This window comes from Methanococcus mangrovi, from assembly GCF_054506835.1.
The window spans coordinates 885031-911211 of the sequence record NZ_CP197114.1; the positions used below are offsets into that span (position 1 = coordinate 885031).

The following is a 26181-nucleotide window of genomic DNA, read 5'->3' on the forward strand; positions in this document are numbered from 1 at the left end:
ACTTATCATTTGAATTTGGCTAATGCTAAAACTAATGGTGCGGGAGGATAAAATGGTTAATATATTCGATACTACATTGAGAGACGGGGAACAAACTCCGGGAGTCTCGCTATCTCCGAGTGAAAAACTCGAATTAGCAATAAAACTCGATGAACTTGGTGTAAATATTATCGAGGCAGGAAGTGCAATAACTTCAAAAGGAGAAAGGGAAGCAATAAAACTTGTTGCAAGCCAGAATTTAAATGCGGAAATATCTTCTTTTGTTAGGGCCCTTCCAGTAGACATTGATGCTGCACTTTCATGTAATGTAGATAGTGTCCACCTTGTTGTTCCAACCTCAGACATCCACATGACATACAAACTTAGAAAAAGCCGTGAAGAAAACTTAAAAGATGCCCTGTATGCTGTAGAATACGCTAAAGACCACGGATTAATTGTAGAACTCTCAGCAGAAGATGCAACAAGAAGTGATGTTGAATTTTTAAAAGAACTCTTCAAAAAAGGGGAAGAATTAAAAGCTGACAGAATCTGTTTATGTGATACAGTTGGTATTTTAACGCCCGTAAAATCAATGGAACTTATAACTACGATGAAAAACGAGATAAAAATTCCAATTTCAATCCACTGCCACAACGATTTTGGAATGGCCACTGCAAACACGATTTCTGCAATAAGTGCGGGTGCAGACCAGTGCCACGTTACAATTAACGGTATCGGTGAAAGAGCAGGAAACGCGTCACTTGAAGAAGTAGTCATGGGTTTAAAATCTCTCTACAACATTGAAACAAACATTGACGCTGAAAAACTTTACAAAATTTCGAGAATTGTTTCAAAATACATGAAAATTTCAGTTCCTGCAAATAAAGCACTTGTTGGTGACAATGCATTCGCCCATGAAGCAGGAATCCACGTGGATGGCCTCATGAAAAGTACCGAAACTTATGAACCGATTCATCCAGAAGCAGTTGGAAACAGAAGAAAAATTATACTTGGAAAACATAGCGGAAAAGCTGCTTTAAAATATAAACTTGAATTAATGCATATAGGATTAAGCCACGAAGAATTTGAAGAAGTCTACTCAAAAATTAAAGCATTTGGCGACCTTGGAAAATACATCAGCGATGTAGATTTAAAAACCATTATAAATCAGGTTCGGGGAGTTGAACTTGAAAGAAAAGTAATTCTCGAAGAAATTACGGTAATGTCTGGAAACAAGGTGTCCCCTCTTGCATCCATAAACTTGAAATTTGCAAACGACTGCAATATCAAAGACAACATTCGAGAAGCTGCATACGGTCTTGGTCCAGTTGATGCTGCAATAAATGCAGTTAAAAAAGCACTCACAGGAGTTGCTGACATTGAACTTGAAGATTACAGTGTTCGTGCAATGACGGGAGGTACTGACGCCTTAATCGAAGTAGTAGTTCATTTAAGAAAAGGAAATGAAGTTGTAGAAGTCAAAAAAGCGCATGGAGACGTTGTCATGGCCTCAGTTGAAGCTATGATGGATGGAATCAATTTATTAATTTAAAATAAAACTTACTTTTTTAAATTTTTTTATAAAAATTAAATATATTTTAAAATTAAAGTTCATTTTTTAATTTAAAAAATTAAAAGTAAATAAGCAAATGCTAAAAAATAATTAATTTTCCCCATTTTCAACAATTCTTCTAACCTTATGGATTGCATAAACCGTTGCTACAATTATTGGCCCAATGGCAAGTCCAGGTATTCCAAATACTAACGGCCCAATTAAAAATGCAATTAAAACAAGCGCAGGATGCAAATCTCCATCTTTTGAAATTACACGCGGTCTTATTGCAAAATCTGGTGCTAATGAGAGGAATATGATTCCAAAAAGCCCCAAAAGTATTCCTTTAACAATTTCTCCGGTCAACAGGTAGTATATCGTAAGGGGAACATATATTGTCCAGCCACCGACAACCGGCAAAATATTTAGTATTCCTGAGAGTGCACCAAGCGTAATAGGGTTTGGAATTCCAATAAGCCAGTACCCGATTATCGAGATAAATCCAACGATTACTGATGTAACGGCATTTCCGATAAACAATGTTTTTAATGCTTTGTGTATTTCATTCACAAAGATATTTGCATTTGCTTTTTTCTCTTTTGGAACGTAAAGCATGAAACTATCTTTTAATTTATCCCCATCTTTTAAAAAGTAAAATGTCATGAAGGACAAAAACAGGAGTTTCATTAATACTGAAGGTATTGCGGAAATTTGCGTTGCTAAGCTATCAAGCAATGGCTTTGAAACACTCCAAATATCCGAAACCGGTTTTGAAACTTCTGGGCCATCCACCCTCAAGTAACCCATATCATTTAAAATTGGAGTAACTTTTGAAATAACAGATTCAATATCTACTGAAAGCAGAAATGTTATAACATCCTCTGCAACTAAGATAACCAAAAGTAACGATGGAATCACGATTCCAAGAAGACAGACTATTGCACCATAACTTCTACCTAATTTTGGTTTTAAAACGTCATAAAGGGGTTTTGTCATGTATGCAACTGCAACTGCAAGAGCAATAATCCCGATAAATGGCCATAACATGTAAGTTAGTGCAAAAAATGAAAATATCATAAATCCTCTGGCTAATATATCGTATTCTTTATTGTTCAAGATTACCAGTCCTCAAAAAAATTTCAAAATACTTGTTAATATTCAATTAGTCTACAATTAAATAAACCTAATTGATAAAACATTTAAAAATGAAAAAATAGGAAATTTAAAAAAATTTAAAAAAGATTATTCACTTACTTCTTTCCCTTTTTTTCTTTTAAGGTATATGTAGTATCCTAAACCACCGACAAGCAGCAATACCACTAAATAAACTACTGTTGGGTTGCTTCCACCTTCAACATTCACGCGAATAGTTTTTTGTGAAATATATACGTTATCGTCCCCTTCCTCAGAGTCTCCAACGTTTCTAACTTCTACGGTAATTAAATACTCTTTATCTGCTGCGTCAGAATCTACATCAATTATTAACTGCCCTTCACCAGTTTCGTTGATGTCAAGTGTTCCAATCGAATCTGTTTTTTGGGTGTAGTCAAATGGTTGAGCAGTGTTTTTAATTGCTGTTATTTTTACACTTTCAGCTTTTTCTGAACCGGTATTTTGAAGATTTAATGTAATCGTGTTTTCTTTTCCTGCTTTTAGCGTGTAGGTTTCAGGAAGTATTTCGAGTACAGGTTTTGGTTTAATGTATAAATCAATATACTCGATTTCAGTGTGTTCTTCATCAAATACGTCCATGTAGGTAATATTTAATGGAATTGAATAGTGTTTTGCTTCTGCATCTTTGTCTACATCGATATAGAATGTTGCAGTTTTTGTGTCACCCGAAGTTAAAATTCCAAGGTTTTTGAAGTTTGAATTACTCCATGAGTCTTTAAATGGGTATTCTGAGAGTAAATCAATTTCAACGTTTTTAGCTTCACCATGTCCATTGTTTGTTATATCAACGTCAATTTTTACGTAATTTTCTTGAGCTTTTATTTCAGTTGGGTCTGTTATTACATTTGAAATTCCCAAATTAATGTCCCCTTCAACAATGAAGCCGATATTTATTACTTCTGAGTTTTCGGTTCCGTCTTCATCAATCCATGATAATGTTGCAGGAATTAAGTAAGAACCTTCAGTTGTATCTTCACTTGCGTGTAAATTAATCGAAAGTAATTTTGCAACATCAGGGCCTAAACTTCCAATATATAATTTGGTTGTATCTACTGGGTTTATAAGACTGTTTGAGCCTATTGTTAAGGTTGCCTGCTTTGCAGTTCCAGTTCCTTTGTTAATTACTTTAATCTGAACATCTTCAGTTTTTGCAGGGGTTAATGTAACTCCATCTGAAGTAATTTCAAAGTTTGCAAGACCATATACTGGTACGTAGTAAACTTTTGTGTATGATTTTGAGATAACTTCTCTTTCGTCTCCATTGTATTCGACAATGTCATAAGAAACAGTTACATCGAGCCTGTAGTCTCTTGACGATGCATCGTCATTTATGTGTAATTTAAAGTATGCGTTGTCACTTTCCCCTTCATTCAAGTGCGAAATTTCATAAACCCCTTTTGTCGGGTTTATTTGTTTTACTTCAAAGGGATAATTTGACTCTACGCTGATCCTTAAATCTTCGATTATTTTATCTGAACCTTCATCATTCACTACTTTAATCCATACATCAACGTCATCTCCGGGGTGTATGACGTTTGGATTATACTGGGGCTCATCAATTTCAAGTGCGGAAACTGCAGTTGTAAGAATTGACAAAAGCCCGATTGCTAAAATTATTTTTGATAATTTACTCATTTTATTCACCTTTTAATTTTAAGGTAAGTTTATTGAGGAATGGTCTTGTGTATCTTTCTTCAATTATAATCAGTGGCGGTAATAAACAGATAACTGCAGCCATACAGAAGAATATACCTAACGTACAGACTTTACCCATGTTTGCCATCATAGATAATGGCGCAATTGTTAATGCAGCAAAACCTGCCATTGTAGTTGCCGTAGTTACTAAAACTGCACTTCCGGTACTTACTACTGCAATATTTATGGCTTCATCTAAGGTCTTTCCTTCTCCAAGCTCTTCTTCATACCGGTGGTACAGGTGAACACCATAATCTATACCAAGCCCCAAAAGAAGGGAACCCATAACAGATGTTGCAGTATCCATTGGAATATCAAATATTGCCATTGCACCTGCGGCCCATATAACTGCAACCATAACCGGTATTAATGGCAGTGCAGATTTTACGAAATTTCTAAAGTACAGCAATAATATCGCAAATATCGCTAAAAGCGAAGCAAGTCCGGTTACAAGCTGACTTTCATCCATTAATCTTTTTAATAATTCACTTAGTGCAGGCGTACCTGTCGTAATCACTTCAACTCCAGGAGGAATTGGTGCTTCATCAAGTCTTGAATTTATGTCCTTAACCAATTTCTTTTTATCTTCAGTTCCTGCATCAGTTGTTGCATAAACTACAACCATTGAATAATCGTCATTGAATAGATTTTCTGTATAGCTTTCAGGTAAATTTTGATAAATCGTCTTTACCGTTGAAATGTCTTTTGGGATAACGCCGTTATTATATGTTTTTAAAACATCTGCTTTTGAACTAACGGATGTTACCATATCCATACTTCCAATATCCTGTTCCAAAAAGTCCACAAGTTCTAAAACTCGGGGGTCCCGGATATCAGTTACTTTTTCAGAGCTATCGGAGGGTACTAACTTTACTCCTAACATTATAGTCTCAGTACCACCAAATTCATCCCTTATTTCGTTTAATGCAACAATTACGGGATCATCTTGCGGAACCATCTTTTCATAGTCGGTTTGAGACTTAACACCGGTAGCTAAAAAAGCCATGATGATTGTAAGAACCACCACAACTGCAACAACTCTCAAAGGGTGTCTTTCAGATGCTACAGCAATTTTTTCTAAGATTTTTTCGGCTTTCATCAAATCACCAGTATTTAAAAATACCTACCGGATGGTATTTATTCGACATAAAATATATTTTTTGTAATTATTATGGGGTTTATTTTTTTATTCGATTCCACAGGGCATCTATCGTTTTGTTTCCGTAACCATACGCATTATCGATTAGTCTCGACCGTCTCAATACAGTATAACCTTCAAAAATTGCCATGATTTCTAAGGAAAGTTCATCCGAATCAAGATTATCCCGTATAAAACCATTTTTTTTATCCTGTTCTATCTTACTTTTAATTATTTTATGCATTTCTTTCGTGTGAATACATAAATTCAGGTCTTTTGGACCGTGTTCAATGACATCTAATATAAATCGGGATTGAAATTCTGAAAACATTCGAATATCTTTAATGGTTAATTCAAGATAATCAGCCATTTCGTTTTCCATTGCCTCCAGATTTTCAAAATAATTCTTTATCAAATTTTCTAAAGATTCTTCGGATTCCATTCTATGTAAAACTGAAAACATTCTTGATTTAAAATATTCTGCCATTTCCACAAAAAGCTCATCTTTATCTTTAAAATGGTGGTAAATACCCCCCTTTGTAATGCCTGATTTTTTGGCTATTTCATTTAAAGACGTTTGATTGTATCCTTTTGTAAGAAAAAGCTTTGTTGCATTCTGCAATATTTTTTCTTTTGTACTCATCATACCATACCTACCAGAAGGTATGTACTTTACATCAACGTTTATCTATATAAATATATCGGAAATAATGAAAAAATAAAGATGAAAAAAGATTTAATTTATATCTAATTCATAAATAATTTAGAATTAATATTACGTTAACCTGTAATAACCATATTTTGGGCTGAATACATCTGCACTCTTTTTTAATTTTGAAAGCAAGTCTGATACTTCTTTTTCAGAAATCTGAAATTCTGAAGCTTTTTCTACAATATCATCCTCATCTGCAAGACCGCTACTGCTTAAAACTGAGAGTTCTCGAATAATATCTACTATTCTATCCATTTTATCTAATTTAGATTTTGGAATTTCGCCCATTCCTTTATCTATATCGAATTTTCCAGTTTCTGGGTCGTATGCAACCTGCCTTAAACACTCTTCAATTATGTCAATTGCAATTTTTGCATCTTTTTCTTCAACTTCCCTTGAAAGCCTTGCTTTTGCGTGCATTTCCGAAATCCTTATTGCAGCTTCAAGCTGTCTTGCAGTAACCGGAACTGGATTATCCCCTTCCCCGAGCTTTCTCATGTCAACATAATAGTCCCGGATTAATTTTTTAGCATCTTTTGAAAGCGGAGGACTTTTTATTTTCCTTTCATCAACTTCCCCGGAGGAATACAAATAGTGATTTTCATCAAAATACGCGCAAGTTCTCGCATAAATTATGTAATTTTTAATTAAATTCTCATCAACAGTTATTCCATCAACCGTAATTGAACCGAGAACTTTTGAATAATTTTTCGTTGCAGTTTCAACGTGGGTATCGAGTATGTGTTCTGCAATTTCTGCATCCCTTCGCCTATCTGGTGAATCTTTTAGCGGGAATATTAAATCAAAACGACTTAACAAAGGAGCTGGAATTCCAATCTGTTCAACTACGCCCATGTTTCTATCAAATCTGCCTCTTTTTGGGTTACATGCCGCAAGAACTGCACAACGTGCCGGAAGTTTTACGTTAATTCCACCTTTATTCACATGTATTGTCTGGGATTCCATTGCTTCTAAAATATATTTCATGACATTTTTATCAACTGTTAATTCATCAATGCATGCAGTTCCTTCATTTGCACGAACAAAGACCCCAGGCTTTACAACCCAGCCGTCCCCGATTTCAGTAGCTTCCCTTACAACGTTTGCAGTCAGTCCACCACCTGTTGCAGTCGTTACTGACGCATAAGAATTTTGTGGGAAAAGCCTTGAAATTTTCCTAAGCATTGTAGATTTTCCAATTCCTGGATCGGTAATTAACAAAATGTGGCTGTCTTTTCTAAGTTCGGAACCATCAGGTAAAAATTTAGTACATGCTTTTACCTGCTGTAAAAATATCGATTTTTTTACAAGTTCATAACCCTTAATTTGCGGAATTAAATAATTTGAAAGAATATCAATTATATTTTCCTTTTTTCCAAGTTCATTTAACGTGTTTATTAAATCATAGTCGTTTATAATATCTCTTACTTCAATTTTCTGGAAATTTTCGCCAAGTTTTACGTAGTTACTTTTTGCATAAATTTCAAAAACAGGCATGTTTGGACGTGTAAGCTTTTTCATGACTGTTCCAACAACGTCAACCCTTCCAGAATAAATCCCATCTGAATTTTCTAAAAAAACACGAATACTTCTTGGAGGATCGTCAGGATTTCTCATCAAATCAATTGGCTGCTGTATTTCAAGTTCCTGAATGTTTACATAAGCGGAACTATCGTAATCAATTGACATTTCGCTTCTACAGTTTTGATTTTTGCAGTAGCTTCTTGGCTGCTCAAAATAGTCATGAACTGTTTTATATGAAACTTCCCCACAAGCTCGGCAGACAAAACACGCTTTTTTTAATAATGCACACACTTTTGCCGCTTTTATAATGTTTCCTTCAAATTTAACGAGCCTGTTCATCTCAGAAGACGTTATTTCATCAATTTTTTTATCGCATCCAATCGGATTTTTAAATGCGATCTGTGTTTTTTCAAGTTCCTTTTTTACGTGCTCATCTTCACCAAAAAGCTCCATATAGGCGTCCTTAAATATATATAAAAGAGGATCTTCGACCAATTTTGGATTTTCAATAATTAGATCGTTTATATCACAAGAATCTGAATAATCTTTTAAAAAGTCGCCTATGTCAAATTCAAAAACGTTATTTTTAACCATTTTTTGTGAAATCTGGTCTTTCATGTATTTTTTTAATTTATCGCCGTAAAGGGTCAAAAAAACTTCTTCATCAAATTCCATTTTTATCACAAAATTAATTTTGTAAATTAAAATCGTATTTTTTAAGTTTTGAAATTATTTCTTCAAAATCCTGCCTGTTTTTAGCTTTTATATCTTTTTTCTGTGGGAATTTAAGAATTACTTCATCAAAAAGCGACTTATTTGATGGCGTTTTCATCGGGTAATAATATCTGTATATACAATTAATTCTTGCAGTTATAAATTCAGATAAATAGTCCATGCAAGCTTTTATCGCCATTGATTCATCTGACAAAAGAGAACCTGACTTTTTAGATTTTAAATAAGAAATTCCAACAATTATTTCTTCGAGATTGCATTTTAAAAGCTCTTTTGACTTTTGCTGTTCCCTTTTTAATTCGTAGAGGGATATTGCAAGGTCCTGCAAATTCGTCCACGGAAGGTCGAAATTTATTCGTTCTTCATCTGATTGGGATAACATCCAGAGTGGAACGTGTTTTTCGTTTACAACTACTTCGTATTCGGTGCATTTTAAAAATAAAATATCATAAACGTCCATTTTTTCACTGAAATTTTGTAATAATTATAAAATGAGAATTTAATATCTATTTTATTTAATATAAATATTAATACAACAATTTTGAATTTAAAAATAAAAATCGAAAAAAGGTAAGGTTAAATTTTACATCTTTCCAGGCATTTCGATACCTAAAAGGTCCATTGTATTTTCCAAAACTGTTTTTGTAGTTTTTACAATTTTAAGTCTTGAATTTTTAATTATTTGATTTTCTTCTTTTAAAACCGGACAGTTTGCGTAGAATTTATTGAATCCTTGTGCAACATCAAGCACATAGTTTGCGACAATCTGTGGTTTTCTAACTTCTGCTGCTTTTTCAACTATTTTTGGTAATTTTGAAAGCATTTTCACAATTGTTTTCTCATTTTCATTCATTTCGTATGCAAACAAATTATCATTGGAAATATTTTCAACATTTTCCAAAATTCTCGAACATCTTGCGTGAGCATATTGAATAACTGGACATCCAACTTTTTCAAAATCGAGTGCTTCATCCCATCTGAATACCATCGGTTTTTCTGGCGCAATTCTAACAATATTGTACCTTACAGCACCAACTGCAATTTTTTTCGCGATTTCTTCAATTTCTTCTTCGCTTTCTGCAACGCCTCTTTTTCTAACTTCTTCAGCAGCCCTTAATTTTGCTTCTTCAAAGAGTTCGTCCATACTAATGAATCTGCCTCTTCTTGTACTCATTGAGCCTTCTGGAAGAGAGATAAATTCGTAAAATACAACTTCTGCTTCATTGTACCCTAAAAGCGCTAAAGTCTTGTTAACCATTACCGCTGTTAATTTGTGATCTGCACCGAGCAAATTCACTGCAAAATCGCAGTTTTCCATTTTATTAATGTGGTATGCAATATCTCTCGTTGAATAAAGACTTGTTCCATTTAATCTTGCTAAAACAAGCTTTTTTTCAACCCCATACTCTGAAAGGTCGAGTCTGAAAACTTCATCTTCAACAACTTTTCCAGTATCCATTAATCTTTTTATTACTTCCCTTACCATTCCGCTTTTTACAAATTCGCTTTCCCAGACAAATTTATCGTGGTAGATATTCAATATTGAGAGTGTTTCTTTGAATCCACCTAAGGAATAATCAACTGCATTTTTAAATTTTTCAGTTAATTCGTTTTCAATTCCTGCTTCACAGGCTTCTTCATAATTTTTCATTAAATTTAAGATTTCCTGTTCGAGTTCTTCATTTTCAGCGAGCAATTTGTTTGTTTCAACGTAAACTTCACCAATTGCATGGTCTGCTTTTTTGGATTTATCGAGTTCAAATCTTTCATTTCCAAAAACAACGATTGCTTCTTGTCTACCCATGTCATTTACGTAGTATTGTGTTTCTACATCGTATCCAGATGCAATCAATATTCTTTTTAGGCTGTCTCCAATAACCATATTTCTTCCGTGGCCGATATGAAATGGACCGTTTGGATTTGCGGAAGTGTGCTCTAAAATTACTTTTTCGTCTCTTTTTTCGAGTTTTCCAAAGTTTTCTTTTTCAGCAGATATTTTTGAAACTGTTTCTTTTGAAAAATCTGAATAATTCATGAAAAAATTGATGTATCCATTTACAGCTTCGATTTTTTCAATTCCTGAAATATTTAATGAATTTGCAATATCTTCTGCAATCATTTTTGGAGCTTTTTTCAGGTCTTTTGCCAATCTAAATGAAATATTTGTCGAGTAATCTCCCATGTTTATTGCAGGCGGTTCGTCAAGTCTTATATCCATTTCATTTCCGGTTAATTCTTTTACCTTGTCTTTTAAGGTCGTTATTATCAAATTTTCAACGTCCATAATCTGCCTCGCCTTGTGTTTCTATTTTAAGTTCTTAAGTCTTATATCATGCAATAACATATATTCATGGCTTTTAAATATATATAATTAAACACGAAAAAATGTAATTGTTATTTACATTATAAAAGTTATCCAATTTTTAAACGCGAAAATGCATTTGAAACTTAAAAATACGTTAAAAAATTAAAAAAAGAAAATATTGTTTTCAAGTAGTTATTATACCAAAACTGGTCCATCTTCAGTCCATTTAACGGTGATTGGACTTTCAGGTAATTCATCTAAAGTTTTAAAGTATTCAAGAGCCGCAAGAGTTCCAACTCTGTCACTTCCTGCAATGTATACTATAGTGTAGCTTTTTACAACATTTCCGGAGTTGTCCTGAACATTTAATACTTGTATAATCCCCCGGTTTTCCCCAGGAACCTCATTTGAAATTGGAATTTCAAACTGGTCGTTGTATTTTTTAGCAAGCGGGTTTACGCTTGGACCGCCAACAATTATAATATCCCCAAAGTAAGCGTAAGTCATATTGTATTCATATACTCTTTCTCTTAATTTTTTAGAGTAATTTTTATCAATATCGCTTCCATAAACTACAGTTGCACCAGAAATAAAGTTTTTGATTATTTTTGATTTAATATCGTCAGCAACATCCGAATCGTAGCTGCTTCCACCGCCACCAGACGACCTTTTCGGAGAGGTTACTACAAGAGCATCTACAATATTATAATTTTCAAATCCGCTTTCTAAAGCAAAAATATCTGTAAGTATAGGATATGCCCAAGGCATTTCCGGGTCCGCATCAGGATAAAATTCTTTATTTACGTGATAATTTTCAGGAGTCTTAATCAATGGATAAGGGTCACATGCTATGACTTCAGATACTTCTCCACCAGTTAATATATCATATGCCCCATTATAAACTCCTTCATCTTCAGTTTCTACTCCGGTATATCCTTCGTAGTAATTTCCAAGCCTGTAAGTGTATTCATTTCCATTATAAGTGTAAACTAACTTTGGTGACGCTAAAGGCTTATCGCAATATGCAATCTGTCCATTGTGAATAGTATTTAAATAAAAATACTGCTCCCAAGAATATGATTCTAAAAACCGCTCGTTATTTTCAAATTCACAGTTTATAATTGTTATATTTCTCGCATTAGATACTTCTATTCCGTTATGCCAGTTTTTAATTTTAAAATTTTTTATGGTGATATTTTCTATAATGTAACCATATTTTGGACTAACATATATTCCAGTGAGGTATCCTCCAGAATTATTGCATGTTAACTGGTAATTATTACCATCTAAAACCACGTTGCTTTCATTTATCCATATCCCATTCGTAGAAAGCAGCATATCTTCTGAAAGAGTATAAGACTCGTTTATTGTCATGTTGTATTCGGGATATTCAGGGATATATATCCCCGATACTGAAACAAGCATACTCAATGCAATTATTGCTAAAATCAAAAATTTTTTCATGCTTTTACCACCACCTTAACTAATCATTGGAATTAATCCATAAGGTTTATCAAATATTCCTGCATAGGATGTTCCAAGTTCTTTACCGTAGTAATTTCCAAGCCTTCCAGTGTAGGTTTTTCCATTGTATTCGTAAGTTAAGACAGGTGAATGGAAGTAATTTCTAAATGCTGAATAAGGTCCCATGTTTTCGAGATTGTTTTCAAAATTATTTAAATAAATCCAGTTGTTTTTACCTATGATATCTAAACCTCTGAAAGTATTGTTAAATTCGTTGTACGTGATCGTGGAATTTTCAAACCCATAATCAGGATTAGAAATTCCAGTACCAATACCGTTAAAGTTACAGCCGGTTATTATTCCATTTTGTAAGTACTCCACATTAATTCCAATACACGTTTCACCCCCAAAGTAGTCAGATACGCCTGAAAAATTGCATCCGGAAACTGTAATATATTTTCCATTAACGAGCATTCCAATCCGCACTCCCGTACTACCTTCTATTTTTGTTTCTGTAAATATACAGTTTGAAACGGTATTATTTTGACCGTAAATTTCTGCCCCATATATGTTACATGAAAAATTGCATCCGGAAACTGCAGCATCCTGACCATTAATATATACTCCAACCGATCCAAATTCAAAATTACAACGCGTAACATTCACATCTTGAGTTAACTGCAGCATACAGCCCAGAGTATTTCTTGAAAAATTGCATCCGGAAACATTAATTTCAGAACATCCATTTTTCACACGTTTTTCCATAGCCGTACCTATACCTAAACACCAACCTGTTAATGCAGTATTTTTAATTGTAATATTTTCTAAAGATTCATTTTCAGCATCAATTTGAGAAATCACTATTCCTGTGGAAGGCGTAACTCCCGGAGGCGTTAGATAAAACATGTAATCTCCGATAAGACTAAATCCTCTACCATCAACGGTAACATTGCTTGAATTAATCCATATTCCGTAAGATATATTGGTTATATTTTCGTCTAAAACGTAGTAACCTGATTTAGTTATTGTGTATCCCGTTTCGTTGTTGAAATCAGCCTGTGTTAAATGGATTAATCCATCGTCTAAAGGTTCTTCGTCCCCTTCACCGCCAGTTTCATTTCCAGTACTTTGACAGATATTTATTATGTCTACCCCAACGATTCCTGCAAGAGGATAAGAATCGTTAATAGTTGCAGTTACCGCATATGGAACGTCCCAGATACCGTTTACGTTTGTTGCACCAAGTTCTGTTTCGTTGTAATCATACCAGTAGTTTCCAAGGTAGTTTTTATATTCTGTACCGAGATAATTATAATTCATTTCGTATGGTGAAGTAAATGATAATACTGGGTCGCCATCGTAAAGTCCCCCGCGTATATTATTTGCATAAAGGTAATTGGATACTAAACCTGAAGAATATTTTATTACAGGCATACTCCCTGCTGTTAAATCCGAACAATAGACGTTATTCCCCGTGCTGCTTCCAGAAAATTCTATAGCTTTCGAACTCGTTACCGTTAAAACAGAACTTTTAATCACGTTATTATTTGAATTTTCAAATACAAACGCGGTGCTGTTTACGGTTGAATTAATATTGTCAAAAGTGTTGTTATTTGAGTTGCCAAGATTGATACCTGGACTAACAAATACTGCCGCAGGTGACGTTTTTACAGTTGAGTTTGAGATATTGTTATAATTAGAATTCAGTATGGTCATACCATATCCGCCTGAAATGGAAACATCGTTGTTAATTATGGTATCGTAATTAGAGTTCCAAAAGGCAAATGTTGACATATAACCTGATAAACGGTTATTTAAGACTTCACAGTAGTTTGAATTTGAGAGGTATATTGCATAATTTGATACATGAATTTGGCAGTTTGAAATTTTTCCATGATTAGAGTTTTCGTACTTTATACCTGTTCCGTTATTTGTAAGAATATTCAAATTTTCAATTGTTACATTTGTAGAATCTTTAACATAAATCGAGAAAATGTTATTATCCGGAGTACATGACGGTATTTCATTCCCGTTTCCGTTGATAACCACATTTTCAGTAGCATTTACAAATATTGCTGTATGGTAGTCTCCATCGTAAATGGGACTACAGTTTAATATGTATTCCCCAGGACTGTTAATTATGACATACGCATAATCTACGCCAGATATGTCTACCAAAGTAGTATTTGAAAAATTGCCTTCATTTAAATAATATGTTTCAGCACTAACGCCTGAAACTGCAAAAAGCAGTAGTAATGCCAATAAACATTTTTTTAACATAATTCACCCCATATTGTTACTATTCTGATTGTGTATAACGTTAAAAGTATGATAACAACATTATATATATTTATCGGGGACTTAAGTATAAAATAAACTAAAAATCGTTAAATACGGCATATCAACTGAAGTTTTTTCGAAAAACAGCATATCTATCAAATTCATATTTTTGAGATTATTAATAAAAACATAAATTGGATTAAATCAATTAAAAACTCCCCTGCGTTTAAAAGATACAATAACAATTCACAGTTATCAAAAACTTTAAAATGGCCATGTTTAGGTTATAATTTCGTTAAACACCAAATCCACAGTTAATGGTTTTTGAAATGTTTTAAGTCATTCAATTTAAGTTTCTATTTAAGTTTTTTAACACATTCAATAGATTTAGTTCTTAATTATTTTTAAACTAAAGTTTAAACAATCAAAAATAGTAAACCGGAATTATTACACAATATTTAATAAGTATTTTATATATAAACCATATAAATCTCAAAATCACGCAGATATTGAAATAGCAGCCCATATATAAAAATTACATATTAATCTTTAAAAAAATCTTAAATTTAAACTCTAAAATTTAAAATTTTGAAAATTTGGAAGAGATATTTTATGAAAACAGAGATGACGAACGTTGATATTAGTATTGCAGTATCTGAACTTCAAAAAGTAATTAACGGAAAATTAGACAAAGCCTTTTTAGTAAACAATCAGGATGGAAAGGAATTAATTTTAAAAGTACATATGCCTGAAATTGGTTCAAGAGAAATTGCAATAGGTCTTGGAAAATACAAATACATAACCATTACAGAATACGAAAGAGAAAAACCAAGAACTCCCCATTCTTTTGTAATGCTTCTTAGAAAACACCTGAAAAACATTAAAATAACGAGTGTTAGCCAGCACAACTTTGATAGAATCGTAATTTTCAATTTTGAATGGAATGAATTGAAGTATAAATTAATTATCGAATTATTCGGGGATGGAAACGCGATTCTTCTTGATGATGAAGATAAAATTATCCTGCCGTTAAAAATTGAAAGGTGGAGTACAAGAAAAATCGTTCCAAAAGAAATTTACAAATTCCCACCTCAAAAAGACCTTGACCCGAAAAATTTGGAATACACCCTTGCAAAAGAGTTATTTTCAGAAGAATTTCAAAAAGAAGAAAACAAAGATACTGAAGTTGTAAGAATAATTTCAAGGATTTTCGGGCTTGCAGGAACATATTCAGAAGAAATCTGTCTGATTTCTGGAATTGATAAAAATTTGAAAAATCCAAAAACTGAAGAAATTGAAAAACTTTTTGAAGCCTCGAAAACATTTTTTAACAGAGTATTTAATGAAATAAAACCAAAATCCACAATTAAAAATGGAGAATTTGTAAACATCGACCCGATTGATTTAAAATCCCATGAAAATCTAAAAGAAAATGAAATCAAACATTATGAAAGTTTTTTAACTGCACTTGATGAATATTTCTCAAGATTTATCATGAAAAAAGAGATTAAGCAGGCCGAATCAAAATTACAAAAACTCGTGAAAAAACAGGAACGTATATTAAACAGCCAGCTTGAAACTAAAGAAAAATACGAAAAACAATCCAGTTCAAACCATAAGCGTGGAGATTTGATATATGCAAACTATGCTCTCGTAGATGAAATTGTAAGCACAATTAAAGATGCAAGAGAAAAAATGGACTGGAACAGCATTAAAAACGTAATTAAAGAAAATAAAACGCACCCTGTTTTAAGTAAAATAATAAACGTGAACGAAAAAAATGCGGAATTAACTTTAAAACTATCTGCGGACTATGGAAACGGGCTTATTGAGGATAATGTACCTGTAGATTTAAGAAAAAATGCTTTTGAAAATGCAGACATTGTTTACCAAAAATCAAAGAAATTTAAAAATAAAGTTCAGGGTGTAATTGAAGCTTTAAAAATTTCTGAGAAAAAGCTTGCAGAATTGAAAGAAAAAGAAAGGCTCGATTCAGAAATATTTAAAGAAAAAGAAGAAAATATTAAGAAAAAGGAAAGAAAAGTACTAAAATGGTATGAAAAATTAAAATGGACCGTTATTGGCGGATATTTAATTGTTGCAGGAAAAGATGCGACTACAAATGAAATGCTGATAAAACGATACGTTGAAAAAAACGATATAGTATTCCACACACTTATGGAAGGAGCACCATTTACAATAATTAGAACGGAAGGCTCTGAAGAAATACCTGATGAAAATATACTCTTTGAAGTTGCAAAATTTGCAGCATCTCACTCAAGAGCTTGGAAACTTGGAGTTGGAAGTGCAGATGTATACTGGATTAGACCCGACCAGATTTCAAAAACTGCTGAAAGTGGAGAATACCTAAAAAAAGGAGCTTTTGTAATTCGCGGAAAAAGAAACTTCATAAGAAGTGCTGCGCTTGAACTTGGAATTGGTGTGTTAAATTACGATGGAAAATTAAGATTAACCACTGCTACAGAATCAGTTGCAAAAGAAACCTTTGAAAAATGGATATTATTAAAACCCGGAAAATTGAAAAAGAGCGACCTTGTAAAAGAGCTTTTGAAAGAATTTAGTGACTTTGAAGTTGATGACGAAGATATTTTACGTGCCCTTCCTCCAGGAGAGAGCGAAATAAAACTAAAATAATTTTTAATTTTTTAAATTCAAATCATAAGGCATATTAATTCTTGAATTAAAGATAAAATTAAGTAAAAATATAATTGAAGTTGGTTTTCATGAAAAATACGATTCAAAGAAGTTTTGAAGTAAAAGACTACAGAATTCCAAAAACAGAATTTGGAGATTTTTGGATGACTTTTGAAACTAAAGAAAAGTTAAAAACAAAAATTACTTACATTCCTGAAAATGGCGGAAAATTCAGTGCAATGGACGTTGAATCAGTCGTTGAAGAAATTATCTCAAAAAGTAAATACTTCAAAGAAAATCTTCCAGAAAACATAAAAGTTGAAGTTTTGTTTAAAAATTTAAGTGATGATTGCTACAATCCAACTGAAAATAGTATTCCCGATTTTAAATTTAAAGAAATGGATGAAATTAGCGTTATATTTTATTTTATCGTTGACTACATTATCTAAATTCATATTTTTGAATTTTATATATGATTTTCATACTTTTTTAATTTATTTTAATTTAACATATTTTTAAATTTGAAAACAAATCTCTAAAAAAAATTAAAAATTTAAAAAAAGTTATTTTAAAAAAAAGAATTTTCTTCTTATTTTTTTATTTAATTATTTAATGCCCATTAACTTTCTAAGGACCATTGAGGTGCCCATTGAACACAAAATATACCATCCAAGCCATCCAAGAGCGGTGCTTGAAACTACCCCAAATCCACCGTGGTAGAATATTCCACCAATCCAGTGCCATATTCCAATAAAGAGTACTTTTGAAATAATTACTGGAAGCTGAACTATAATTCCATCCCATGCAGGCTGTATCGTGTGGTAAATTCCGCCAAAGTCATATACGTGTCTTAAGTAAGCAAATATGATGATGATTGGAACCCATGTATAAATCATAGGTTTAAAACTCATTTTCATCATTTCCATCTGCATTGTCATCATTTTTTGCTGTTCTTTTTGAAGTTCTGCCATCAATTCAGGGTCTTTTGACGCTTTTTTTGCTTTTACCTGAAATTCTTGAAGCTCGTTTTTCAATTCTGCCATCCTGTCTTGATTTACCAATACTTTGGTCGCTAAATTAATAATAAACGATACTAAAAGAGCAGTTACAAATATAAAAATTGCAGGATCCATTGTTTGTACCATAGGTAAAAAAATCGCATCCAGTGCATTGTAAAATGCAGAATAAATAGATTCAAACATGTTTTTTCCCCTTTATTATAATAAATGTTAAAACAATTAAAAGAGTTAAAATATAAATAGATTATCTTAAAACTGAAATTAATTCTTCAACTGCGTTGTCAACAAGACCATTTTTATTTTTAACGATTTTTACAGTTGCACCTGTTAAAACACCGTAACTCATTGCTGCAGCTCGGTTCATGAACTGGTGTTCTTCGATACTTGCAGTTGTTTCAAGGTCTCTTTTTCTTGATTCGTCACTTAATCTTCTCATCAAGATTTCATCGCCATCTGTTTCAACAACAATTATAATGTCAGGATTTAATTCGGTTAAAACCCAAGCTGGAAGTCCTGGTAAGTATCCCTTAGGGGTTTTTACAGTACTGTGTGTATCCACTGCAACAGGGAACTCTTTTGCCATTTCAGCAATTTTTCTTCCTGCCATTTTCTGGATTCTTTTTTGTGTTTCAGGGTCTAATTTTCTCATCTGGTCTCTGTCTGAAGCGATTCCTTCTTCATTTGCAACGTCAAACATTGCACTTCCAAAGTTAACCATTTTGTAGTTTAAGCCTTCTTCTGATAATTTATCCATTGCTTTTTGTGTTACCGTCGTACCGCCAACTCCAGGTACCCCAGTTACTACAACAACCTTGTTTTTCATTAAACCACCATTCTTTACTGTTAAAATGAATAAAAATACAAACACTTGAGTTATGCGCCCTATAGATTATCTAAATTAAAATATATATAGGTTATCCAAAATTCAAAAAATAAAAAAAAGTTAGAGTTGTTTTAAAATGCCCAATTCTTTTGACGGGTCCACAAAATTAACTCTTTTTACTGAAAATTCTAAGTCATCATTTCTAAAGGAAGGTGTTCCATAGACTAAAACATCTTTTCCAAGTACTTTTGAAAGTGCATCCAATTTCATTTCTTCTAACTTGTCTTTTGAAAGTCCAGTTACTTTTTCAACGTTGTTTCCATAAAATCTGCAGTTAATAACGCCAGTTCCGTCATCTACTGCAAGAGTTGAAACTAAAAGTTCGTTTGGCTCGACTTCCCCACAAACTTCACATATATACTTGTTGTTTACTAAATTCAGCCTTTTCCTACAGTTCGGACATAACTTAAGGATTACATCCTGCTTTCGGAAATCCACAATGGTTCCACTAATTTCAGTTGAAATGCCTTCTTCAAGGTCTGCAATGTATTTTCTTGGAGAGCTTATCGAAATTCCTTCAGGATTTACTTCGATTCTTCCAAACCTTCCAGTTGATATATCCATGTATTCGCCGCTTTCTTTAGCAAATCCATGTATTAATTTTACAACATCCCCTTCTGAAATCTCGATTTCTGCATCGCTATCCCAAAGAGCCATCCTTATGCTTCCAGTGCTGTCGTCTAATTGGATGTTTCTAACTTTTCCAGTTCCACCGTTACTTCTCGAAAACTCGTTTACAGGATATGCATTTGTAACCATTCCAATAACTGTTATATCGGAATTATCTGCACTCCCACTTAAAATATCGCCAATAGCAGTTACTTTTTCAACTACTTTTTCGCTCGCGCTTTCATCTTTTTTAAGTCCTGACATATAGTTGTAAGTTAAATCAGCCCTTTTTTCGCCAGAATTATCAACATAAGTTCTTAATTTACAGTTTGAAACGTTTAAATAATCCCCTTCTTTTAAATCATCGAGAATATTTCTGTTTGTGCCCCAAAATGCAATTTTTACCATTCCAGTTCCATCGTTTAAATACATATCCTGAACTTCTGCAGTTCTATCACTAAACTGAACTTCTCTTGAACCGGAGATATTAGCAACATTTCCAGAGATTGTTACATATTCTCCATCAAAGTTAATAAGTTCAGAAATACTCAATTTTTCAACAGGTTTTTCTTCTTTAATTGTTTCTTTAAGTATTCCGATGCTGTCAACTGAAATTTCAAGTCCTGAATATCCCTGTTTTACATACCCGCTTACTTCTGCAATATCTCCTTTTTTAACCTCAAAATCTGCAAGTTCGTTCCAGAGAGTTCCCCTTATACTTCCAGTGTCATCTTTTAAAAACAAAGATTTTAACTGGCCTTTTGTACCATCTTTTCTGCTGAATTCTTTTTTTGGGTATGCTGCAACAACTTCCGCGTTAATAGTCCCAGATAAATTTGGCATTAGTTCTGAAATCTTATAATTCTCTTTTAAAATAGGGTATCTTGATTCATCGTATTTTTTAAGTTTTTCAACTGAAAGCTCTGAGCCGCTATTTAATTCAACCTTGTCGTTCCATTTCCTGCTAAATGCATTCTCAATTTTTACAACATCCCCTTTTTTTAACCCTTCAATAAGGTCAGTTTTGTCGTTCCAAAGTGTAAGTCTTGTAATTCCAGTATTGTCCCCAATTGTAATCGATGCAAGTTTTCCAGTAGTGCCGTCTTTTCGGTTAAAATCCTTAGCAGGCGAAATTTCGATAATTTTTCCGGTGACTTCAACATTCTTCTGCCCATCGGCAATATCCTTAATTGTAAAGTCGTATTCTTCCTCATCATCCCCGTAAGTTATCTCTATCCCGAGTTCCTGTGCAACCAACATTACTGCACTTTCTTCACCAAGAAGTCCCGAATTTTCTTCAATTTTTTCATTTACTTTTTTTTCGAGCTCTTTTTCTGATATTTTTGATAATATTTTTTGTTTTAATTTGTCGATATTCATAAACTACACCGGTGAATTTTTTAGAAGTTTCCTAAAACCTAACTTACATAATAACCATTAATAATGTTGAACATCCATTTTTATATTTGTTTGTATATAATTATGAAAAATATACTTGGAATATATAGTTACCGATTTTAGAATTTTAGATAACTTGGGAAAATGGGAAAATCATGAACATTAATCGAATCGTATCAGACCTTAAAAATGAAAGCTGGTATACAAAATTAGATGCTGTAAATAAACTTGGAAATATCACTTATGAAACACAGGACGATGCAGAGTACGTACTTAAAAATCTACTTATCGAACTTGAATCTCCAAAAACGGTGATGCAAGCACGAATTCTTTGGGCCATAAGTAATCTTGTAAATCAGCACCCAAAATTAACTTACAAAACAATACCTCACCTTTTAATGCTTTCGACTCACGGAAACAATGCAGTCAAGGAAATTTCAAACGAACTTTTGAATACACCGTTACTTCAATATGCAACTACCGTATACAGCACATTGCTTTCAAAAAACATGCATTCAAACCACCATCATGAAAAATTAAGGGCTATTGTAAATATATGGAAAATGGCACCTATTGATCCGGAATTAATAGATTCACTGCTACCCGAATTAATCGAATCACTGGTTAACAAAAATAATCTTAAAATAGGCATATTTTCATGGATACTGTTGGAATCAGATGATGATGAAACAATCGAAGAAATTGTCGATACAATAAATAAAGTATACCTACACATCGAGCCTAATATCACTTATCCTCAAAGCCACATTATAAAATTGATAAACAGCCCTGACCGGGTCATGAAACTTGTTGGAATACAGTTAATCGAAGAAAATCCCGAAAATGTAAACAACGAAATTATGGAAGACTTATTAAAATTATTTACTTCCCCAAATACAGACAGGTTTGTAAAAGCTAAAATGTTTTATACAATAGGATTACTTTCAAAAACTAAGCCTTATTTAAGAAATATACTGATAAACGAGGCCAATAAAAGTATACATGGAAAACAGGACTGGTTATCAACTTTTTCTGCACTGGTTGGATTTTATATTATAGGGGAAAAATTAACAAATTTGGAATTTTTAAATCATCCAAACCCATTAATTCGTGCAGTTGCAATTCAACTAATGGATTCCCGAAGTTCTGAACAGATTTTATCCTGCTTTAATAGCCGATATGTAACCACGTATCTTTCAATTATTGATAGACTTATGATGTCCGATATTTCGGATGATGTAAACCTAAAATTCTTAAATGAACTAAGTAATCCTGAAAACTACCCTTATCTATCCGAAAATATCGATGAAAACTCAATTGCTCTATTACAGGATAACATTGATGAAATTGTACGCTCTTGGGACCCTAAACCGTGGCTTTATAAAATTACTCTGTTAAATGACGTTGGAAATTTAGTTAAAAACAATCCTGGCCAGTTAGACAGTTTTATTGAACTGATAATAAAATCCATGGACGATAAGTACTGGATAGTTCGTTCACAGGGGCTCTGGATTATCAGAACAATGCTATATCAGGGTAACGATCCATTTCAAATTTTAAAAGCATTTGATGAACATTTAAAACCACTCATAAATATAAACGACCCGAGCGCATTTGCAAGGTTAAATTACGTATTATTCCTTAGAAATCTCTTAAAATCGTTAAGGAACACTGAAGGTCACGATGAAGAATTCTCAAAAATTGCCGGATACTTAATATATATTGCACTAAACGACTCGACAAAAATTGTTTCCGATATTTCAAAACAGGTATTAAAATATGATTTTGATATAACTATTGACAGAAAAGACATTACAATAGATACTTTTGAAAAATATCTAAAATCAACACCTTATTCATCAACAGGAATCTTAAAATATCTTTTAAAACAAAACCTCAGTAATGAAAAAGTTGTTTTAAAACTTATTGACCTCTGCAGGGAGTACCAAACTTATGGGTGCGATATAGCATGCATTCTTTACAAACTCGATATTGATATGACTTCAAAAGAAATTTTTGAAAAATTAAATGAATATATGGCAGACACGACAGAAAAATGCCAAAATTCAGCAGAACTACTCGTAAAAATGCATTTGAAAGAAAATAACTGGAAAGTTAAATTATCAGGAATTTCGATGCTTGAAAAAATGGTTTTAATAAACCCTGCATTTATCGAGAATTTTTTAATCGAATTAATCAGCAGTGCACTGTTTGATAGAACATTCAACGTAAGGGAACGTGCCGGAAAGTTACTTGAAAAAATCAATTATAAAGGTCCAAACATTGATATGGAAACTTCGATAAACTATCTTTACAAAACAAATAACGAATTAATAGACATTATAAAAAATGAAGAATCTGAAATCAACGAAGCATTTTATGTCCTCAGTATTCGAGATAAAGGTATTGAAAATATCGAAAATTTGATGACAATTGTTTCTAAATTCAAAAATGACGAATTCTGGTATAGAAGAGCTTACGCTTATAAAATACTTGAAAACCTGTTAACACATCCAAAATCTGACTATTATCAATATGAAATTATAAGCTGGTGTCTTGAGGGTAATGAAGACTCAAACCCCGTAGTTTCAAAATTATCGAGGAATATTTTGGACAAACTCGGACGTACTGTTCAGCCATCAAGTAACATGCCTGTACAAGATAGAATCAGGCGCATTGAAAACCTGCTCGAAAGCGATGACTGGACTGTAAAAGTAGAAGCACTTCATTCAATTAAAGATTTCATTGATGAAGGGCATTATGGATATTTGGACGTTGTAACGGAAAAATTAGATGATCCGCACTGGAAAGTTAAAAATGCAGCATTGGGAATTTTAGCAGATATTGACCCTGAATTAATAAAACCCGCAATTCCAAAAATTATCAGCCTTTTAAATGACGGGGATGAATCAGTAATTTTAAAAACGCTCCTTACCTTAAAAAAATTCGGTCAAAAGGACCCGAAAATCATTGAAAATATCATGCCCAAACTTGAAAAATTGGACAATTACGGTACATGGAGTATTAAAGAAGAAATAATGAAATTAAAGTTAATATACTATAACAAATTAAGACAAAAACACTGATTAAAGATAAATGGTAATAAAATGCACAAATTTATCGTTTTTGAAGGAATTGACGGCTGTGGAAAAACCACGCAAGCCAAACTACTTGCCGAAAAATTAAACGCTGTATTTACATTCGAACCAACTGATGGAAAAATTGGAAAAGCAATCCGTGAAATTTTAGCTGGTTCAAAGTGCCAGAAAGAAACCCTCGCACTCCTTTTTGCAGCAGACAGGGTTGAACACGTGTCAGAAATTGAAGAATATTTGAAAAAATCTCACGTAGTATCTGACAGATACGTTTATTCTTCAATCATATACCAAATGTCCCAGGGAATTCCAAAAGAGTTTATTTATGGAATTAATGATTATGCAAAAACTCCCGACCTTGTAATTTTACTCGATGTAGATTTAAATGAGGCATTGCTTAGAATGGAGTCAAGAGAAAAGGAGATATTTGAAAAAATAGATATTCAAAGAAAAATAAAGGAAGGTTATTACAACCTTATGAATTCAGATAATGAAAAGTTCATGCCCGAACATGGATTCATTGTAATAGATACCACCTCAAAGACGATAAATCAAGTATTTGATGAAATTTTAAACGCTGTTATCGATAAAATTCCAGATATTATGCAATAACTATATATTGTTCTTGTCAAATAGATTATTTAGTACACTACTGATAAAATAATTTAATCTTAAAGGTGTATCATGGAATTGGGCTATATAACGATTATAATCGGTATGGGGTTAATTCTCCTTGAAGCATTCCTTCCAGGACTTAACTTCCCAGTAGCTGGTGTTGCAGTGCTTATTTATGGCATATTTTTACTTTATGCGCCACAGTGGGCACTTCCATCGGCCATAATCGCAGGTTTACTTACTGCGTACATAATGAAAAGATTTGTTTACAAAACCGGTTTAAACGTGAAAATCGGTGCTGAAAATTTAATTGGCGACCTCGGAGACCTTGTTGATGATATCGATGAAAATAACTACAGCCATGTCATAATACACGGGGAGAAATGGCAGGCCAAATCTGAAAAATCGATAAAAAAAGGTTCAAAAGTAATCGTAACCGGAATTGAAGGAGTATCATTGCTTGTTGAAGAGGTACCTGACGATTATATTCCGAAAAGTAATTAAAAAATTAGAGGGAGATTTATGGATTTTTGGTTTAGTTTACTACTTGGCATATTTGTACTTGTATTAATCATAAAATCAGTTATAATCGTAAACCAGTACGAACTTGGACTTATATTTAGGCTTGGAAAAGTTAGAGGCAAGTTAAATCCTGGAGTTAACTTTATAATTCCTTTCATCGATGTACCGATAAAAGTCGATGTAAGAACCAAGGTAATCGATGTTCCGCCACAAGAAATGATTACAAGGGATAATGCAGGAGTTAGAATCGATGCAGTTATCTACTACAGGGTAATGGATGTAAACAGGGCAATATTAGAGGTTCAAAACTTCCAGTACGCAATTATAAACCTTGCGCAGACTTCACTCAGGGCAATAATTGGTAGCCTTGAACTCGATGATGCATTAAATAAAAGAGAATACATCAACTCACAGCTTTTAGAAACACTCGATAGGGATACGGATGCATGGGGTGTAAAAGTTGAAAAGGTTGAATTAAGGGAAATTGAACCACCAACTGACATTAAAAATGCAATGACCCAGCAGATGAAAGCTGAAAGGTTAAAAAGAGCTGCTATCTTAGAAGCAGAAGGTGAAAAACAGAGTAAAATCCTGAAAGCTCAGGGTAGTGCAGAAAGTATGAAAATTGAAGCAGAAGGTCAGGCGAAAGCGATCCAGATCGTTGCAGAATCCGCTCAGACATACTTTAAAAATGAAGCTCAGCTTTACAAAGCTCTTGATGTAACTTCAAGCACATTAAAAGACAACACCAAATTTGTAATTTCTGAAAATATTATGGATGTTGCAAAAAAATTCATCAAACAATAAATTCCTATTTTTTAAATATTTCAA

19 protein-coding genes are annotated in these 26181 nt (G+C 33.0%); 7 read left to right on the forward strand and 12 right to left on the reverse strand.

Annotation, left to right across the window (positions count from 1 at the left end):
• The first annotated feature begins 52 nt into the window (after nucleotides 1–52).
• Entirely contained in the window at nucleotides 53–1531 is a 1479-nt protein-coding gene (locus tag ACS5L2_RS04765; protein WP_459200892.1) for a (R)-citramalate synthase, read from the forward strand.
• A 111-nt stretch (nucleotides 1532–1642) separates the two neighbouring features.
• On the opposite strand, the gene ACS5L2_RS04770 is transcribed toward ACS5L2_RS04765, so the two are convergent.
• The 9 genes from ACS5L2_RS04770 to ACS5L2_RS04810 all read right to left on the reverse strand — a co-directional run bounded on the left by ACS5L2_RS04770 (nucleotide 1643) and on the right by ACS5L2_RS04810 (nucleotide 14554).
• Entirely contained in the window at nucleotides 1643–2608 is a 966-nt protein-coding gene (locus tag ACS5L2_RS04770) for an AI-2E family transporter (protein ID WP_459200893.1), read from the reverse strand.
• 165 nt (nucleotides 2609–2773) lie between these two features.
• Nucleotides 2774–4339, reverse strand: coding sequence for a COG1361 S-layer family protein (locus tag ACS5L2_RS04775; RefSeq protein WP_459200894.1), 1566 nt, complete (start codon nucleotides 4337–4339; stop codon nucleotides 2774–2776).
• Between the two features lies 1 nt (nucleotide 4340).
• On the reverse strand, nucleotides 4341–5498 hold the full coding sequence (locus tag ACS5L2_RS04780; protein ID WP_459200895.1) for an efflux RND transporter permease subunit: 1158 nt from the start codon (nucleotides 5496–5498) through the stop codon (nucleotides 4341–4343).
• Nucleotides 5499–5577: 79 nt separating this feature from the next.
• Nucleotides 5578–6183 (reverse strand): TetR/AcrR family transcriptional regulator, encoded by a 606-nt coding sequence (locus ACS5L2_RS04785; protein ID WP_459200896.1) that lies wholly within the window; start codon nucleotides 6181–6183, stop codon nucleotides 5578–5580.
• 129 nt (nucleotides 6184–6312) lie between these two features.
• Nucleotides 6313–8448, reverse strand: a complete 2136-nt coding sequence (locus ACS5L2_RS04790) for an ATP-binding protein (protein WP_459200897.1) — start codon at nucleotides 8446–8448, stop codon at nucleotides 6313–6315.
• Nucleotides 8449–8461: 13 nt separating this feature from the next.
• Complete coding sequence (locus tag ACS5L2_RS04795) at nucleotides 8462–8965, reverse strand: hypothetical protein (protein ID WP_459200898.1); 504 nt, start codon at nucleotides 8963–8965, stop codon at nucleotides 8462–8464.
• A 123-nt stretch (nucleotides 8966–9088) separates the two neighbouring features.
• Nucleotides 9089–10789: an arginine--tRNA ligase gene (gene argS / locus ACS5L2_RS04800; RefSeq protein WP_459200899.1), complete on the reverse strand. Its 1701-nt coding sequence runs from the start codon at nucleotides 10787–10789 to the stop codon at nucleotides 9089–9091.
• Nucleotides 10790–11005: 216 nt separating this feature from the next.
• Nucleotides 11006–12274 carry a right-handed parallel beta-helix repeat-containing protein gene (locus ACS5L2_RS04805; protein WP_459200900.1) on the reverse strand — a complete coding sequence of 423 codons (1269 nt, stop codon included), beginning with the start codon at nucleotides 12272–12274 and terminating at the stop codon, nucleotides 11006–11008.
• A gap of 15 nt (nucleotides 12275–12289) precedes the next feature.
• The gene (locus ACS5L2_RS04810) at nucleotides 12290–14554 is read right to left on the reverse strand and encodes a right-handed parallel beta-helix repeat-containing protein (protein WP_459200901.1); all 2265 of its coding nucleotides are present in this window, start codon (nucleotides 14552–14554) and stop codon (nucleotides 12290–12292) included.
• A gap of 612 nt (nucleotides 14555–15166) precedes the next feature.
• On the opposite strand from ACS5L2_RS04810, the gene rqcH reads away from it, so the two are divergent.
• A complete protein-coding gene (rqcH, locus tag ACS5L2_RS04815) occupies nucleotides 15167–17209 on the forward strand; it encodes a ribosome rescue protein RqcH (RefSeq protein WP_459200902.1) in 2043 nt (680 codons plus the stop codon).
• Between the two features lie 89 nt (nucleotides 17210–17298).
• Nucleotides 17299–17658 (forward strand): hypothetical protein, encoded by a 360-nt coding sequence (locus tag ACS5L2_RS04820; protein WP_459200903.1) that lies wholly within the window; start codon nucleotides 17299–17301, stop codon nucleotides 17656–17658.
• 156 nt (nucleotides 17659–17814) lie between these two features.
• Here ACS5L2_RS04820 and ACS5L2_RS04825 read toward each other — a convergent pair whose 3' ends face one another.
• From ACS5L2_RS04825 to ACS5L2_RS04835, 3 genes are all read right to left on the reverse strand, one after another.
• Nucleotides 17815–18411 (reverse strand): EMC3/TMCO1 family protein, encoded by a 597-nt coding sequence (locus tag ACS5L2_RS04825; protein ID WP_459200904.1) that lies wholly within the window; start codon nucleotides 18409–18411, stop codon nucleotides 17815–17817.
• 61 nt (nucleotides 18412–18472) lie between these two features.
• Nucleotides 18473–19051 carry an adenylate kinase gene (locus tag ACS5L2_RS04830; protein WP_459200905.1) on the reverse strand — a complete coding sequence of 193 codons (579 nt, stop codon included), beginning with the start codon at nucleotides 19049–19051 and terminating at the stop codon, nucleotides 18473–18475.
• A 120-nt stretch (nucleotides 19052–19171) separates the two neighbouring features.
• Nucleotides 19172–21100: an OB-fold nucleic acid binding domain-containing protein gene (locus ACS5L2_RS04835; protein WP_459200906.1), complete on the reverse strand. Its 1929-nt coding sequence runs from the start codon at nucleotides 21098–21100 to the stop codon at nucleotides 19172–19174.
• Between the two features lie 173 nt (nucleotides 21101–21273).
• Between ACS5L2_RS04835 and ACS5L2_RS04840 the strand changes: the two genes are divergently transcribed.
• The 4 genes from ACS5L2_RS04840 to ACS5L2_RS04855 all read left to right on the forward strand — a co-directional run bounded on the left by ACS5L2_RS04840 (nucleotide 21274) and on the right by ACS5L2_RS04855 (nucleotide 26157).
• Nucleotides 21274–24204 (forward strand): HEAT repeat domain-containing protein, encoded by a 2931-nt coding sequence (locus ACS5L2_RS04840; RefSeq protein ID WP_459200907.1) that lies wholly within the window; start codon nucleotides 21274–21276, stop codon nucleotides 24202–24204.
• 21 nt (nucleotides 24205–24225) lie between these two features.
• Nucleotides 24226–24825, forward strand: coding sequence for a dTMP kinase (tmk, locus tag ACS5L2_RS04845; protein ID WP_459200908.1), 600 nt, complete (start codon nucleotides 24226–24228; stop codon nucleotides 24823–24825).
• Nucleotides 24826–24897: 72 nt separating this feature from the next.
• A complete protein-coding gene (locus ACS5L2_RS04850; protein ID WP_459200909.1) occupies nucleotides 24898–25332 on the forward strand; it encodes an NfeD family protein in 435 nt (144 codons plus the stop codon).
• 18 nt (nucleotides 25333–25350) lie between these two features.
• A complete protein-coding gene (locus ACS5L2_RS04855) occupies nucleotides 25351–26157 on the forward strand; it encodes an SPFH domain-containing protein (RefSeq protein ID WP_459200910.1) in 807 nt (268 codons plus the stop codon).
• Nucleotides 26158–26181: the final 24 nt, after the last annotated feature.

Bases quoted from the DNA above. Each gene is read 5' to 3' on its own strand.
- ACS5L2_RS04765 (WP_459200892.1), top strand. From the start codon at position 53: ATGGTTAATATATTCGATACTACATTGAGAGACGGGGAACAAACTCCG.
- ACS5L2_RS04770 (WP_459200893.1), bottom strand. From the start codon at position 2,608: ATGATATTTTCATTTTTTGCACTAACTTACATGTTATGGCCATTTATC.
- ACS5L2_RS04775 (WP_459200894.1), bottom strand. From the start codon at position 4,339: ATGAGTAAATTATCAAAAATAATTTTAGCAATCGGGCTTTTGTCAATT.
- ACS5L2_RS04780 (WP_459200895.1), bottom strand. From the start codon at position 5,498: ATGAAAGCCGAAAAAATCTTAGAAAAAATTGCTGTAGCATCTGAAAGA.
- ACS5L2_RS04785 (WP_459200896.1), bottom strand. From the start codon at position 6,183: ATGATGAGTACAAAAGAAAAAATATTGCAGAATGCAACAAAGCTTTTT.
- ACS5L2_RS04790 (WP_459200897.1), bottom strand. From the start codon at position 8,448: ATGGAATTTGATGAAGAAGTTTTTTTGACCCTTTACGGCGATAAATTA.
- ACS5L2_RS04795 (WP_459200898.1), bottom strand. From the start codon at position 8,965: ATGGACGTTTATGATATTTTATTTTTAAAATGCACCGAATACGAAGTA.
- argS (WP_459200899.1), bottom strand. From the start codon at position 10,789: ATGGACGTTGAAAATTTGATAATAACGACCTTAAAAGACAAGGTAAAA.
- ACS5L2_RS04805 (WP_459200900.1), bottom strand. From the start codon at position 12,274: ATGAAAAAATTTTTGATTTTAGCAATAATTGCATTGAGTATGCTTGTT.
- ACS5L2_RS04810 (WP_459200901.1), bottom strand. From the start codon at position 14,554: ATGTTAAAAAAATGTTTATTGGCATTACTACTGCTTTTTGCAGTTTCA.
- rqcH (WP_459200902.1), top strand. From the start codon at position 15,167: ATGAAAACAGAGATGACGAACGTTGATATTAGTATTGCAGTATCTGAA.
- ACS5L2_RS04820 (WP_459200903.1), top strand. From the start codon at position 17,299: ATGAAAAATACGATTCAAAGAAGTTTTGAAGTAAAAGACTACAGAATT.
- ACS5L2_RS04825 (WP_459200904.1), bottom strand. From the start codon at position 18,411: ATGTTTGAATCTATTTATTCTGCATTTTACAATGCACTGGATGCGATT.
- ACS5L2_RS04830 (WP_459200905.1), bottom strand. From the start codon at position 19,051: ATGAAAAACAAGGTTGTTGTAGTAACTGGGGTACCTGGAGTTGGCGGT.
- ACS5L2_RS04835 (WP_459200906.1), bottom strand. From the start codon at position 21,100: ATGAATATCGACAAATTAAAACAAAAAATATTATCAAAAATATCAGAA.
- ACS5L2_RS04840 (WP_459200907.1), top strand. From the start codon at position 21,274: ATGAACATTAATCGAATCGTATCAGACCTTAAAAATGAAAGCTGGTAT.
- tmk (WP_459200908.1), top strand. From the start codon at position 24,226: ATGCACAAATTTATCGTTTTTGAAGGAATTGACGGCTGTGGAAAAACC.
- ACS5L2_RS04850 (WP_459200909.1), top strand. From the start codon at position 24,898: ATGGAATTGGGCTATATAACGATTATAATCGGTATGGGGTTAATTCTC.
- ACS5L2_RS04855 (WP_459200910.1), top strand. From the start codon at position 25,351: ATGGATTTTTGGTTTAGTTTACTACTTGGCATATTTGTACTTGTATTA.